Annotated in this window: 5 protein-coding genes; all 5 read left to right on the plus strand. The window is 41.7% G+C overall.

The genetic code is table 11. The annotated features are described in order from the left end of the window. The first annotated feature begins 42 nt into the window (after positions 1–42). The 5 genes from HXT27_RS02645 to HXT27_RS02665 all read left to right on the plus strand — a co-directional run bounded on the left by HXT27_RS02645 (position 43) and on the right by HXT27_RS02665 (position 16544). Complete coding sequence (locus HXT27_RS02645) at positions 43–897, plus strand: sugar ABC transporter permease (RefSeq protein ID WP_075523689.1); 855 nt, start codon at positions 43–45, stop codon at positions 895–897. 225 nt (positions 898–1122) lie between these two features. Continuing rightward, on the plus strand, positions 1123–3252 hold the full coding sequence (pulA, locus tag HXT27_RS02650) for a type I pullulanase (protein ID WP_103042769.1): 2130 nt from the start codon (positions 1123–1125) through the stop codon (positions 3250–3252). A 494-nt stretch (positions 3253–3746) separates the two neighbouring features. Further along, on the plus strand, positions 3747–6017 hold the full coding sequence (gene malQ / locus HXT27_RS02655; protein ID WP_075523677.1) for a 4-alpha-glucanotransferase: 2271 nt from the start codon (positions 3747–3749) through the stop codon (positions 6015–6017). A 176-nt stretch (positions 6018–6193) separates the two neighbouring features. Continuing rightward, positions 6194–8983, plus strand: coding sequence for a glycoside hydrolase family 31 protein (locus tag HXT27_RS02660; protein ID WP_233186079.1), 2790 nt, complete (start codon positions 6194–6196; stop codon positions 8981–8983). A gap of 745 nt (positions 8984–9728) precedes the next feature. After that, complete coding sequence (locus tag HXT27_RS02665) at positions 9729–16544, plus strand: FIVAR domain-containing protein (RefSeq protein ID WP_103042770.1); 6816 nt, start codon at positions 9729–9731, stop codon at positions 16542–16544. The last annotated feature ends 243 nt before the right edge of the window (positions 16545–16787 follow it).

A 16787-nucleotide genomic window follows, 5' to 3' on the forward strand; every position in this document is an offset into this window, starting at 1 on the left:
TATAAGTCTGCTGTAGTACACAGCACTCGTACAGTTCCATTATTGCGAGACCAGCGTGTATTGAGAATCATTGGGGATATTCTTACTCACATATTCCTTGTGGTTATGTCAATTATCTGGCTAGCGCCAATTGCATGGGTTGTGCTCGAAAGTTTCAACAAGAATCCAGCTCCTTATCAGAGGACGTTCTTCCCAACGGAATATACGTTTGATAACTACGTTAGATTGTTCACTGAGCGCAATGTGCTTGATTTCCCACGCATGTTCATGAACACACTTATTGTGTCTATATTCGTGTGCATAATTTCGCTGTTCTTCGTATTGGCAGTGGCATTCTGCATGTCACGTTTACGCTTCCGCGGACGTCGTACATTCATGAATATTGCTTTGATTCTTGGCATGTTCCCATCCATTATGGCTGTTGTTGCAATCTACTTCATTCTTAAAGCCTTTGGATTAACAAATGGTTCTGTTGTACTTATCTCGCTGATTATAGTTTATTCAGCAGGTAGCGGTGCAGGCTTCTATGTTATGAAAGGCTATATGGATACAATTCCAAAGTCGTTGGATGAAGCTGCTTATTTGGATGGCTGCACAACTTGGCAGGTATTCTGGAGAATTATTCTTCCAATATGCAAGCCTATGATTGTGTTCCAGGCTATTGTTGGCTTCCTTGGACCATGGCTTGACTTCGTTTTGGCAAAGGCAATCGCTCGTACTCAAGATAACTACACTGTTGCTTTGGGTCTGTATCAAATGTTGCAGAAAGAGTATATAAATCAGTGGTTTGCGCGATTCTCAGCTGGTGCTGTTTGCGTGTCAATTCCAATTGCAATTCTGTTCATTGTGATGCAGCGATTCTATGAAGAATCAATGTCTGGTTCTGTAAAGGGCTGATTTTTACACTAAAAAATTGGACAAATACAGATTCAGTAAATAGTAGTGAGGGCCGGACGTTATTAAGCGTTTCGGCCTTCGCTATCTAATTTATATATTCAAAAATGTAGTAATATTTTTAGCAAAACGTGTATTTAGCTGAGTTTAATTTAGCTGAGTATTTCTGTTTAGCTTATTTCTGTTTAGCTTAGATGAGTTTATCTTAACAATTATAAGGATTGCTTTATGACGTATTTACCTTCGGCGCAATGGCCAACTTATGAAGGATCTCTTGGCTTTTCTCTAAATGCAAAATCAACTACTTTTACATTATGGGCGCCTACTGCAACTTCAGTGACGTTGCGTCTTTTTGAAACAGGTAATAATAGCGAGCCAATTCAATCTTATGAATTAAAACCTCATCATGATGGAGCTTGGCGAGTTAATATTCGTAAACGTCTTGATGGAACTTATTACGATTATTTAGTTGCGTTCCAAGATGGAACAGTTAATCGAACGAGTGATCCTTGGGGTATTGCTAGTGGTATTAACGGTGAGAGAAGTTTAGTCATTGATGAAGATCGTGTAGCTCCTGCAAATTGGCATAAAGATAAATCTCCAAAGTTTTCTGCTCATTCTACTGTGATTTGGGAAACGCACGTGTCTGATTACAGTAGCGATACTAATGGCGGTTTTAATCCAGATCATAGAGGAAGGTTCTTAGCTTTTACAGATGAACATACTTGCGTAACTTCTGAAGTTGATGGTAAAACTTTAACTTCTCCAACAGGTCTTGATTATCTTAAGAAGCTTGGAATTACGCATGTGCAGCTGATGCCAATTTATGATTTTTGCACTGTAAACGAGATAAATCTCGATAAAGCTCGTAAAAATGGCGAAAATGTTGATTCTCTATACAACTGGGGTTACGATCCGGATGCTTATAACGTTCCAGAAGGAGCTTATTCTACAGACCCTTATGATGGAACGGTTCGTATTCGTGAATGCAAAGCTATGATTTCCTCGCTACATGCGCATGGTTTGCGCGTGGTTATGGATGTGGTTTACAACCATATGTATCATGCGGATAATGCGTTTGAACGTACAGCTCCAGGTTACTTCTGCAGAAGAAATGAAGAAAGTATACTTTCTAATGGATCTGGTTGTGGTAATGATATGGCTAGTGAACGTCCTATGTTCCGCAGGTTCATTATTGAGTCGTTATTGCATTGGGCTCGGTGCTATCATATTGACGGATTCAGATTCGACCTTATGGGCTTGATTGATACTGAAACATTGAATCAAGCTCGTCAAGCTCTTGATAAACTTCCTGACGGTAAGAACATACTTATGTATGGAGAACCGTGGTCTGCTGGATTTACTGCTGTGCCTGAAGGAACAAGCATGGGAGATAAGCTAGGAAGGCATAATTTAGATGATCGAATAGGTTGGTTTAGTGATGAAACTCGCGATACTCTCAAGGGTAACGTTATGGATCATCATGAGCATGGATATATTAACGGAAATGAATTTTGGACTTCTGACTCTGCTCGTCAAGCTTTAGATGGGTGGCGCGGCACTCCTTCTGCAGGTAAAAAAGTTGGACAGATTATTCAATATATTTCTGCTCATGATGATTTAACTCTGTGGGATAAATTGTGTATTTCTTTGCGCGAAAAGCCTAGCGATTGCGATTTTTATGCTAAAGACGCTAATTCAGTTGCAGATCTTTTCACTGCTAATATGCTTGCTGCTGGAATGGTTTTGTGCTCTGCAGGTTTGCCGTTTATGTTAAGTGGTGAAGAATTTGGGCGAACTAAAGGTGGCAATGACAATACTTATAAGAGCGGTGTAAATGTGAATAAGCTTGATTGGGTGCGTTCGCAGAAGTTTGAGCCGCTTGTTCGCTGGTATAAAGATTTGATTTCTTTGCGATCAAAACATAAGTCTTTCTATGATTCGAAGCGCGTGCAAATTCCTGCTTCAAATAAAACTGTACTAGCTTCTCTTATTGGTGATGACGTAATAGTATGCGTTAATCCTATGTATAATTCAGATGCTTGCGTTACTTTGCCTGAATTATCTGGGAATGTAGACTCTAAAGCGTCTGGAAAAGCGTCTTGTAAAGAAAGTTGTAATGATTGGAGTATTGTTCTTGATTCTTCCTTCTACTTTGCTGACTGGACTGGTAAAGATGCAAAGTGTGTGAATATAGAATCTTGTGAGCGCAAAGATAGTCACAGTGTGAACGATTCTCGCTTGGAGGATTTAGATTCGAAGAACTTGAATACGGGTTCGCATGTGTTGCATATTCCATCTAGAACTTTCGTAGTGCTAAGCAAGTCTGGTAATGCAGACCAAACGCCGAAAAAATAGTAGGTTGATAGAAGTAGATAGAAGTTGATAGAAATAGATAGAAATAGATAGAAGTAGAAATAGTGGTAAAAATAGAAAAACAGGAAGTAAAAATAGTGGATAGAAAAATAGTGGATAGAAAAATAATAGGTAGAAATAAACATAAAAATAGTAAATAAACATAAAAATAATAGATAGAAATAACAATAATAATGTAAATTATTAGCGAAAAACTAGTGGTTTAATCAGTGGTGAAACTGTTTGTGAAACGTTTTGCGAAGCCGCTTGAAAACGGTTAGTGAGATTGTTATCGAATTGGTAACGCTGCGAAATCAATGAAAATTAGAAGGAATAAATAATAGTACTTGTTTGCAAACGATATCAATAATTTATATAATTATTAGCTAGAGTGCGTCTTAATCCAGAGATGTGTTAAGTTTATTGCGCTCGCGCTATCGTTTGCACACATGGTACTAGTGCAATGAGATAAAATGTGCTATTAACAAAGGAGCATAATGAGCAAAGAGGCTGATAAAAAAGAGGCTGACAAAAAAGCCGAGAGCGCAGTTTCCGTTGAAGAAAGTGCAGAGCGTCTTCAACGTCCACTTATTAAATTAGCTAAAGCGTGCGGAGTGGCTACTTTTTATATTGATCAATTAGGTGATTACACTGAAATTACTGATGAAGCGTTGGTTGGAGTCCTTGACGCTTTAGGGTTTAAGTCCGATACTCCTGAAAGCATAGCTGATTCTTATGAGCGTGTTTTAGCAAAAACAGCTAGTGAATTGTTACCTCCAACTGTAGTTGCGTTTAACGGTGTGAAAACTTGCGTGCCAATGCATGCCGTTAAAAATTACGAATTGCAAGGTAATAAAGTAACTGAAAAGAATATTTCTGTTACTTTAACTCTCGAAGATGGTAAAGATTACGAGGGTGATCTTGGTGAGATTAAAGTCGATGAAGATGGTGAATTCTATATTGAACTTACAGATGAGCTTCCTATGGGATATCACACTATTCATGCTCGAATCACAAATAATAACGGCAAATTAGTAGCTCATGCTGATTCAACACTTATAGCTGCACCTGAACGTATTCCTCTTCCTCAAAGCGTTAAAGAACATCATCGCTGGGGTTATATGACGCAACTTTATTCTGTTCGCTCTAAAGATTCGTGGGGAGTGGGCGATTACGGTGATTTGCGCAGGCTTCTTAAGGACGCTGGTGAAATTGGTAAGGCTGATTTTATGCTAATCAATCCTATACATGCTTGCGCTCCTATTTCTCCGTTAGAGCCTTCACCTTATTTGCCTGAATCGCGTAGATTCTTGAACGTGACGTATATTAGACCTCAAGATATTCCTGAATATGCAGAGTTATCTGGTGAAGAAAAAGCAGAAGTAGATAGATTGCATAATAAGGTTGCTGCATCTAATGACAATCCAAATCCAATTGATATCAATGCTGCTTGGGACGCTAAGCTTCCAGCGTTGCGTTTGATTTTTAAGAAAAAGCGTAGTGATGCGCGTGAGCGTGAATTTAGTGAATTTAAGTTGCGTTCCGGCGAAGATCTAGATGCTTTTGCGACTTGGTGTGTAGCTTTTGAAGTTTGGGGTGCTCCTTGGGGAGATAATTTGTGGTTTGATACTACAGGTAAAGGAACTCCTCAGATTGAATCTTTGAAGAAAGAACATGCCGATTTATTGGAATTCCATCGTTGGCTTCAGTGGATTGCAGACGAACAGGTTGCTGCTGCTCACGCTGAGGCAAAAGATTCTGGAATGGCGATTGGCCTTATGCAAGATATGGCTGTTGGAGTTCATGGATACGGTGCTGACGTTTGGTGGAGTCCTGAGCGATTTGCTAATGGAGTAAGTGTTGGTGCTCCTCCTGATTTCTATAATCAGCAGGGTCAGGATTGGGGACAGCCACCGTTTGATCCAAATTATTTGGATGAAACTGGATACATTGCGTATAGAGATATGGTACACAATGTGTTCTTGCATGCTGGTGCTGCTCGAATCGATCACGTGCTTGGACTTTTCCGCTTGTGGTGGATTCCGCAAGGTCAGGGCGCTAAAAATGGTGCGTATGTTTACTATAACGTTGACGCGATGCTTGCAGTTTTGACTATTGAAGCTACTCGAGCTGGCGGACTTGTTATAGGCGAGGATTTGGGTACAGTTCCTGCTTATGTTTCTAAAGTTCTTGCATCTCATGGAGTGTTGGGAACAGTTGTTGAGTGGTTTACGCATGATGATAAAGCTGAGGCTGCTAGTAAGAAAGCTGGAAAGAAGGAAATTATTTACGCAAATCCTTCTACGTATCGCGAATATGCTTTAGCTTCTGTTACTACTCATGATTTACCTCCAACTGCAGGATATCTGGAATTTGAGCATGTGAAATTGCGTGAAGAATTGCATTTGCTTACTGAACCTGTTGAGAACTTTAAGAAAGCTGCTCAAGCTGAGCGTGATGCAATGATGGCGATGCTTCTTAAAGGCGGTTGGATTAGCAAAGAAGCTGCAGATGATGTTGAAAATCATGTGCAAGAAATTGTTGAAGGAATGCATGCTGTGTTAAGAACTTCGCCATCGCTTTTGTTGCAAGTTGCATTGGTTGATGCTGTTGGCGAAAAACGCTCTCAAAATCAGCCTGGCACTAGCACAGAGTACCCGAATTGGCGTATTCCTCTTGCGGATGAGAATGGCAATGTTGTTCACACGGATGAAGTATTTAAGTCTGCTAGAGTTCTTTCAATGGCTGCCGTAATGCAAGGTAAATGATGATCGCAATCTGAGTGATAGCAGATAACTATATGTAATACACAGAGATTCGAACATGCTTTTTATGTTTAGATCTCTGTGTATTTGCTTTTATTCGTTTCGTATTCGCGTATTTAGTTTTGTTTTATAACCTACTTTTTTAATAGAATAGCTTTGTGTGGGGGAAGGAAAGAATAGTGCATAAAAACAAATCACGAATTTTTGCTGATTTTGTAAATAATCCTAGTGTGAAAGCTAATCCTAAGCAGGTTATCAAAGGTGATTGCTGGAGGATTACTGTAATAACTGATTCTATGCTACGTCTTGAGTGGAGTGATGACGGTTATTTTGTTGACTCTCCTACTCAAATGGTTGTATGTCGTGATTTTTATAGTGATAGTTCTGTGCAGCCAAAGTTTTCTGTGCGCGAAAACGAAAATGGCTGGCTTGAAGTTGAAACAGACAAGCTGCTTTTAAGCTATAATCGCAAATCTTTTACTAAAGAAGGGTTGAGTGTAGTTGTGCGCGGCGTGCCGTGCTCGCAATTTAATACTTGGCATTATGGCGATGATAATCCTGGAAATCTTTTAGGAACAGCTCGTACTTTAGATGAGGCAGATGGCGCTGTAAAACTCGACGATGGCGTTATTTCACGAGATGGTTGGGCTGTGTTAGATGATTCAAAATCTTGTGTTATTGTGCAATCAGACGAAGTAAATGGTAATACAAATCCTTATGGAGCGTGGGTTAAGCCGCGTTTTAGTGAATCTAGTGGATCTAGTAAATCTGATGCGTCTGGTTGTGTGTCTGATTCGTCTGATGCGTTTGAAGAATCTGATGTTTCTGATGTATCTAAAGAATTATCTTCTAAAAGTAAGCGTTATCACGACTTGTACTTTTTTGGCTATGGTCACAACTACATTGATGCAATCCGCGATTTTTATAAGCTTACAGGCTCTCAGCCACTGTTGCCGAGGTTTGCACTTGGCAATTGGTGGAGTAGATATTGCAGGTATTCGCAATCTGATTATGAAAATCTTATGAGCAAATTCAAGCATGAAGGAATACCTTTTAGCACAGCAGTTATAGATATGGATTGGCATGTTACAGACGTTGATCCAAAGTATGGATCTGGATGGACTGGCTATACGTGGAATAATCAACTTTTCCCAGATCATAAATCTTTCTTGAAAAAACTCGCGAACGAAGGATTAGCGTCTACTTTAAATTTGCATCCTAGAGATGGCATTCGCGCTTTTGAAAAGGATTATCCGCAAGTCGCGCGCGATATGGGTATTGATCCAGCTAGTGGTAAAGCTGTTGAATTTGACTTAACAAATCCGCGATTTGTTGAAGCGTATTTCAATATGCATCATCGCATGGAAGACGAAGGCGTTAAATTCTGGTGGATTGATTGGCAGCAGGGCGGAGTTACGCGTGAACGTGGATTAGATCCACTTTGGATGCTTAATCACATGCATTATGAGGATTTGGCTCGTGATGGTGGCTGGCCGCTTACATTCTCGCGATACGCAGGCCCAGGCTCACATCGATACCCGGTTGGATTCTCTGGAGATACTGTAACAACCTGGAAGTCGCTTGCTTTTCAAGCATATTTCACATCTACTGCGTCAAATATTGGTTATGGCTGGTGGAGTCACGATATTGGTGGTCATATGCTTGGTGTGCGAGATAACGAGTTGGAAGCGCGATGGTATGCTCTTGGAGCTTTTAGTCCTATTAACCGTCTTCACTCAAGTTGTTCTCCTTTTGCTGGCAAAGAGCCTTGGAATTTTCCGCGTGAAACTCGTGACGCAATGGTTAAAATGCTTAGATTAAGAGCATCTTTGCTACCTTATTTATATACGATGAATTATCGAGCGTCATTTGAGAATATGCCAATAGTAGAGCCAATGTATTGGCAATCTCCAGAAGTTGGAGCTGCTTACGAGATGCCGCAAGAATATCGTTTTGGAAGTGAGCTTATAGTTTCGCCTATAGTTTCTAAAAATGACGATGCTACTACTAAAGGGTGTGCTGGAGTGTGGCTTCCTGAAGGAGATTGGTATGATTTCTTTGACGGGCGGCGCTATGTATCTCGTTCTCTTGGTGGTCGCAGATTTGAAGCTTGGCGAGCGATTGATAGAGTACCTGTATTTGCTAAAGCTGGAGCGATTATACCGATGCAAGTTTTGCCAAGCATCGAAGAATGCGCTCGCGATTGTGATGTTTCGAAGTCTGTTAATAGTATTGAAAATCCGAAATCTTTGCGAGTGCTGGCGTTCCCTGGAGGTAACGGCGAGTTTGTGATGCGCGAAGATAATGGTCGCTTTGAAGACGCGCGCGCTGGGAAAACTGCCGACACGAAGATGAAATTTGTTTTCAGAGATGAAAATTCTTCTACGCAATTTGTGATTGATGCTGTAAAAGGTTGTGACAGTGTTGTGTCATCTCTGCCGTCTGAGCGTAATTGGAGCGTTGTATTTAGGGGCGTTGCGTGCCCTGATTTTTCGCGCGTTCGCGTTTTGCTGGGCGATTCTCGTGGAGAGTTTCAGCTTGAATCTAGCGCTGTGAAAGTTTCATATGAAGGCGAAGAATCTACGTTAAGTCTTACTGTTTCTGTGCGTAATGTGCCTGTTTGCAAGCGTGTGCGAGTGATTGTGGATGGAGGTTTGTTTATTGCACAAGATCCTAAAGTTGGGGATTCTTATCGTTTGCTTTTGCAAGCTCAAGTGCCTTATCGAGGTAAAGAGATGGCTTTTGATGCTATTCGTGAGTCTTGTGGTAGTGCGAGTGCTTTGAGCGCGCTTTCTGCTCTTGAATATGAAAGCGAAGAGCAGATGATTGAACAGCGTAACAGTGTTGATATGGTGAATGCTCATGCTTGCGTGCAACCTTCTGTAGTTAAGTGGGCGCAATGGCGTTGTACTTTGCCTGTGTCTGTGAAGCATGCGCTTGAGGAGATTTTGTTACGTTCTAGTGAGTGAGTTTGTGTGGTTTACTGTGTGTGGTGGTTGGTGGTTGGTTGGTGATTGGTTGGATGAGTTTGTTTTTTGTGTGATGAGTTCTGGCTGTCTGGCTTGGTTGGCGTATGGTGAATCGGCGTCTTGTGCTTGGTTGGTTTAAGTGGTGTTTGGTGCTCGGTTGGTTTATGTTTTGCGAATTTGTATTATTGAAATCAACATTTGTACTATAACAAATGTTTAGATTGACTGGTGAAAAGTTGTGAAAAATATCGCATTTCAAAACATTCACAAATAAATAATATTTTTAAAAATCGTTGAAAAATATGCCCTGGGGGGGGGGGCATCAAGGCTTTTTTGTCTAAACATATGTTATTTGCCTTTAAAAAATTTTTTAAAATGTTATAATGACTTAACAGTGTTGCTGTAGCCATACTACTTTGGTTGCACGCTATTGAACTTACGGCGGAACATCGCTGATGCGTTAAGTTTCGTGCGCTAGTTTTGTTTTGGCGCGTTTGAAAGTTGATGCAAAGACGCAGTTGTGCCATGTTTTGGAAAAAGGAAATACGTAAAAATTAGTAACAGAGCATGATTAAGAATGCGGTTGCTGTGTGCAATGTGTTGTTGTGAACTTTTTAGTTACGTAAGTTTAAATTTACGTAGCAGAGAGTAGAAAACATTTGTGCGCATATGATTTTGCATTCTAAAAATCATTTCTAAGAATTGCATAACTTCGAACTAATTGATGATACGAAAGAAGGAGAAAATGGGTACAAAGTCTAGTAAACATGCGCGCAAAGTAAAGTTGGATTCAAGCATAAATAACGCGATTGCACATGCTGTTGACGCTCGCAAAGTTGCTTCGTTCACAGCGAGTGCTGCTGGCGTAATTGCAGGCGCTGCTCTTGCATTAGGAACTACTCCGGCTGTAGCTGTTAGTAGTGTTGCGCAAAGTGGTAACGATCAAAACATTCAATCGAATCTTGATAATACTCAAAGTGATTCTGGTGCTGATGCTAATGGTGCCGGCAGCGATGGTGCTGAAGTTAATAGAGATGGTGTTAATGGAAATACTCCAACTTATTCGGATCGTTCAGCTACGCCTGCACCTGCTCCAAAAGTCAACAGTGAGATAACGATTTCACAGGAAACAAAAGATACGCTCCCTAATTTGTATGCATGGGGATCTTCTGACAATGTGTACATTGAAAAGGGGCAAAACCAAGCAGTAACCTTTAAATTTGCAAAACCAACAGATGGCAGCACCATTACTAAGGTAGCTATTTTCCCATCTGATGGTAATACTGTTGATAATACTAAGAGTAGAAGGTACCTTGAGTATTATTCTGCTTCTGATGAGCATCAGCCATATTCGGGTACATATGACTTTCAGCCACACGATGATGGCTCAGCTACGCTTACCATGACTTCTCTTTATAGAAACAACAATATGCCGGCTGTTGGTTATGCTGCAAACCGCTGCATCTATGTGTATGGCATGAAAGACGGGAAGGAAGTTCTGCTGTATAAGACGAATATTGTGCGTGCAGCAACACTTGTTCCACCTAAAACAGCTGGCTCAATTGTGCTGAAGTATAATGAAGCGCTTACTGAAAAACAAATTCAAGATAAGCTCAAGGCTGCTTTAGATGCTCCTACAGAAGCTACCGGTAAGCAATCAATTCGCGAGCAAATTACAGTCGCAAGTAAATCTAAAGGCGTGGGTGTGAGAAATGTTGAAGCCAAAACGTTTACCAACACGCCAGATGACCCTGAAAACAAGGTAATTATTAACAATCAGCGTGCGTATCTTCCAACTGAGCTTACTCGCTTTAATAGAACAACATCTAAACAGGGTGCTGCTGAAACAACTTATATAACTACAGTACAAACCCTTAAAACTCATCTCATAACCGACACTGGTTATACCTCTGATGATTTACCGCTTACTGTTGCGCGCTACGATACGCGTATCCAAAAGCCAGTTGTTGAGGAAACTGACCCGTCCAAGGTGTCTGACGAGGTGAAAACCGATATTAAAAAGAAGCTTTCGCGCCTTAATCACGTGCCAGAAGACAGTGTTGTAATTAACAATGACGGCACTGTTGCTATCAACTTCACTGGTGTTGATGAAAAGGACGCTCCTAAGATTCCTTTGCGCAACCTTGTGTTGAAGAAGTTTGCAGAAAAGGATATTTCTGTTCCTGCAAACGATAAAGCGGTCTTTGTGTCTAACCCACTTGGATATTCAAAAGCCGAGATTGACCGAATCAAGCAGGCTATTCTTGACGCTAACAAAGAAAATAAAGAGCTTGGTCTTACTAGCAAAGATCAAATTACGCTTGAGTATGTTACGGGTGATACTACCGTTGGTCATGAAAATATAGGCATCTCTAATGGTCAGGCAGAAAACAAGATTACAGTTAAGATTAAAACTGACAAATCAGTTGCCGAGTTTACATCTAATGTAAAAGAGAGCAAGCTTACAAAGCTTCCAAATATTCGCACAGATTACGAAGTTACTTGGAAGAGTAATAAGATTGATGGTCGCGATACCGATGAAGGTATTTCTTGGAGTAATGATAAGAAGACCACTATCATCTACCGTTACGATCCAACTAAAGCAGAAGAGTTTGATACAAATAAGATTCTTGGTTTGCTGAAGGCTACGCCAAAAGACAAGCAAGCTGGTTTGCGCGAGCTTACAGGCGGCGAGCAGCTTACCTATGAAGGTACAGGGAATAACGCGCGCAAGTCGCACATGCACTATGCGTTGCAAAATGGCGAGCCAACGGGCGAGCTTACGCTTGGCAATATGAGCGGTGCTTATTGGCAGGTAGTTCAGAAAGTTTCTAATTCTGGCGAAAAACTCGGCGATAATTTATCGGAAGCTGGTTCGTATACATGGGATCCAGAAGCTGGTTCTGTAATTGTTGCTGCTAAGCAGAACAAAGTTTTCAAGGCGCGTCTGTTTGTTGAGCCGTATGGAATGACGTACTATAAGGATGTTTATCTGGAGCAAGGTCGCAATCCTGGCAATACAGCAAAAGCAATTAACGTTATTTTTGTTCCACAAACGAATCACAAGACGAATGATTTGAAGAAGTCGGTTCTCGAGCACAAGACCACTAATATTGAAGGCAAGGATATTCCAACTGATTCTGCGTATTACAACGCATCGGAAGCTAAGAAAGCTGCGTATGACGATGCGTTAAAGGTTGCTCAGCAAACACTTGCAAAAGTTGGAACTACCACAGACGATAAGTTATCTGAACAGCTTAAAGCTGAAGTTGATAATGCAACTATTAAGCTGGATAAGGCACGCGCCGAGCTTGATGGTGCTAAGACCATTAAAGACGGACTGGATCAGTCGATAGCTGACGATGGCACGCCTGCTGAAGGTCAACAAGCTACAACTGGCACAAAGGCTAGTGATAAGTATAAGAACGTCACTAATCCCGATTTTAAGGATGCAAGTGGCAATGCCGATACCAAGAAAAATGAGGATGCTAAGAAAGCCAAAGAAGCATATGATAAGGCGCTCGAAGAAGCCAATAAGGTAAAGGCAGACGACAACGCCACGCAAAAGGCTGTTGACGATGCTAAGGCCAATCTGGATAAAGCTCGTCAAGCGCTTAACGAATTTAGCACTAATAAAGACAAGCTTAATGCTGCTATTGCTGAGCATGGCAAGGTAAAGAATGGTAAGGACGCTCAAGGTGCTCAAACGCTGACTAACGCCGACCCAGCATATCAAAACGCAACTAAAGAAGAACGCAATGCATACGATGAAGCTGTAAAGAAAGCAAACGATCTTTTAGCAGATCCAAACGCTTCTCAAAAGGAAGTGAACGAGGCGATTGCAGCTCTCGAAAAAGCTAAGAAGGCTCTTGACGCTAAAGCAACAGATAAGTCGCAGCTTATAACTGCTGAAAAGCTCACCTTTGATAATCCTGAGCCGGACAAGCCAAACGGCAAAAAGAGCACTTTCTACAAGAATGCCTTTGACAAGCAGACTAGCGGCGCAAACGATCAAGAAAAACAAGCTGCTAAAACCGCTGTTGACAACTATAACAACGCGTTAGATAATGCGCGCAAGGTTCTTAAGAACGATAAAGCAACTCAGGCTGAAGTTGACGATGCTAAAAAGAAGCTTGAAGCTGCTGAAAAAGTATTGCATGAAAAATATGCAAGTAACGCTGATGAACTTACGAAAGTGCTTGCGGATAACTTTAGCGGTTACCTGATGCCTGCATACTTTAACGCTTTTGATAAGGCGCAAGCAGGTGATAATGACGCCAAGAAAGCGTTCAAAGATTACAACGATGCTTATCAAAAAGCCAAGGAGCTTAAGCAAAAGCTAGAAGAAGCTAAGAATGGTGGAACTGCTCCAGATCAAAGATTGATTAATGAAGCCAAGACAGCTCTTGAAAAAGCTCGTACTGTTATTGACAAGTATGCAACTAACACCAGCAGGCTTTCGGCAGCTGTATTTAATGACCTCGCAATACAAAACAGCCCAGCGTATAAGAATGCATCTGCAGATGATGCAAGTGTAGAGGCAAAGGCTGCTAAGACTAGGTATGACAAAGCTGTAGAGAAGCTACACCAGGCGCTTAATAAACAGATGCCTAAGGATCAAGCAAATGGTAAGGATATTCCTGATACGAATACCCCTGAGAAGGACGGCAACCTTGATGACAAAGACTACCTGAAGAATATTCAGGCACATGCGCAAGGTGAGCCACTTGATAGGGATATTGATGCAATCCTTAAGGAAATGAATGAAGCAGCTGCTGAGTTGAACAAGTTCGCAACCAAGACTGACGATTTGCTTAAGTCGATTAACGAGGATGCAGTCACGCATCAAAACCCTGCGTTTAAGAATGCTTCGCACCCTGACTATAAACAAGCAGACGGCACGACTGCCAACAAAACCAAGAATGATGCAGCTAAAAAGGCTGTAGATGACTACGGTAAAGCCCTTAATGAAGCTAAAGACTTGCTCAAGAATCCTTCTGCAACTCAGAAGCAAGTAAATGACGCTAAGGATAAGCTTGACAAAGCTCGTGCAGAGCTTAACAAGTACAACACCGACACCGCCAAGCTCAAGGAAAGCGTAAAGAAGCACGGCTCTACAGATGGCGCTGCACCTACAGAAGGCACACAAACTTCTGATGCGTATCGCAATGCGTCTGATCCTCACTTCTTAACTGCTGATGGCAAGCCGGATGAACAGAAGAACACTCAGGCTGCTGCAGACAAAAAGGCGTATGATGAAGCTTTGACAAAAGCTCAGGAGCTTTTGAAGAAGCATGATGATGCAAATACGCCACAAGACGCAAAGCCAACGCAAGCAGATATTGACGCTGCACTTAATAATCTCGATGCTGCGCGCAAGAAGCTTGAGGACAACTACAAGACTGATACCACTAAGCTTGACGAGGAAGCGAAGAAGTCTACTGCAGAAGGTGCACAAACCGTTGGTGAAAATGACTTCGAGAACACTCCAGAGTTCAAGAACGCTAAAGCTAAGACAAGCGATGGTCAAACAAATGCTGACGTTGCTGCTTATCAGAAAGCCCTCAAGAAAGCTCACGATCTTGTAAAGGCTGCAGCAGATCAAGGCAAGAAGAACAGCGAACGTCCAACTCAGCAACAAATTAACGAAGCGCTGGATGCTCTTAAAGCAGCTAAGAAGCAGATTACTGACAACTACAAGACCAATCTTGAGCCGTTGACTTCTGCTAAAGATTTTGCAGGTGGCGATTTCAAGAAGACTCCTGAGTATCTAAATGCTGTTGCTAAGAAGGATGCTGGTGACCAAGGTGCTACACAAGCCTTAGGTGAAGCTGGGCAAGGCACAGGCTTTGACAATGTTCTCAAGAAAGTTGCCGACAAACTTAATGACGATACTTGGAAGGCTAAGGCAACCCAAAAAGAAGTAAACGCTCTGCTTAAACAGCTGAAAGACGCTCAAGACAATATTGCTAAGAAGTACAAGACTGATGCAATTAAGCTTGAACGTGAAGTAGGCGATAAGGACCAAGACGGCAATCCAGTTGTTCCTCCGTTTGAAGCATCGGTTGCGTACAAGAACGCGCTCGAAAAGGCGAAGACAGAATCTGAAGAGGATGCCAAGAAGGATACTTCTGCAACTAAGAAGCTCAAGGAATACGCCGACAAGCTCAAGGCTGCACAGGAACTCCTCAACAAGGTGAATAACCCTGATCCAAACGCTGATCCAGCTTCAAAGCCAACGCAGAAGCAGGTTGATGATGCTCTTGATGCCTTGAAGAAAGCTAAGAAAGACATTGACGACAACTTCAAGACCAAAGTCGATGACTTGCAGAAGGAAGCCGATGATAAGGACGATAAGGGCGTAGCTAAGAATCCTACTTTTGAGAACACAACCGAGTTTGCAAACCTTAAAGACATGACTAAGGATGGCAATAAGCCTGATGACCTGGTAGCGTATGAGAAAGCTTTAGCAAAGGCTAAGGAACTCATCGACAAGAACGATGGCAAGGTCAAGAATGCTGATGGTCAAGAAGTTGACGTTCCAAAGGATCAGCTCCCATCCCAAAAGGAAGTTGACGATGCTCTTCAGACGCTGAAGAAGATTAAGGAAAAGATTCTTGCTAACTACAAGACCAAAGTCAACGATTTGAAGACTGAGGCTGCGAAGTCGAAGGATGAAAACTCCACTCCAGGCTCATCGACAACACCTTCAACGGATACAAAGTTTGAGGATTCCGCCGAGTTCAAGAACGCTGATGCTAAGAAGGGTGAAGGTGGCAAGGAAAATGCTGACGTCACTGCTTATAAGGAAGCGTTGAAGAAGGCTAGGACTTTACTTAATAAGTTCGATGAGAATGGCAAGCCAAAGCAAGGTGAAACTAGCATTCCAACTCAGAAGGAAGTTGACGCTGCTCTAGATGCCTTGAAAGCCGCTAAGAACAAGATTACTGAAAGCTACAAGACCAATAAGTCTGCTCTAGAATCAGAAACTGGCAAGGATTCAGATTTCAAGAAGTCAGTCGCTTTCATGATTGGAAGAAAAGATGACCTTGACGCGTACAAGAAGGCGCTTGAGGAGGCTAAGAAGGTTCTTAACGATCCTAATGCAACTCAGGCTCAAGTTGATGCAGCTTTGAAAGCATTGCAAGATGCTAAGAATCGCATAATTTCTTACTATGGAGTTGGCGGAATTTACGATAGTTCAGCTGTAGATAAATCTGAATTGCAAAAAGAAGTCAACAATTCTGGCGATGCTTCTGCTAAAGCAAACGCTCATGCTGATTCAGCTGCATCTAAGGCGTACAAGAAGGCTCTTGCTAATGCTCAGCGCGTGTTAGCTGATCCTAATGCAACTCAGGCTCAAGTTGATGCAGCTTTGAAAGCATTGCGTGACGCTAAAGCAGCATTGCAAGATTATGCTAATTCTTCTTCCCAAAATAATGCTAATGGAAAGTTGCCAAATACTGGCTTAAATGCAACGTTCTTTGCAAGCTTCAGCGCATTGTTTGCTGCTATGGGAATAGGAATTGTGTCTACTAGACGCAAGCATAGCAAGCGTTAAATCATAAAAACGCATAGTTAAACGAAATCCCTAGCTTCCGAAAGGCTGCTAGGGATTTTTAATTCGGTTTTAATTCGGTTTTAATTCAGTTTGAGAAAAGTAAATAAAATCTGCAGAGAAATCTAAGCCAGCTAGAGTCACATGTCTAAACCATCCAGAGTCACACGTCTAAACCATCCAGAGCCACACATTAAAACCAGCCAGATCCCCACTAAAGACAGCTAGAACAACACGTAAAAGCCA

Origin of the sequence: Gardnerella bivia (assembly GCF_049262715.1) — a bacterium.
GTDB lineage: Bacteria > Actinomycetota > Actinomycetes > Actinomycetales > Bifidobacteriaceae > Bifidobacterium > Bifidobacterium vaginale_A.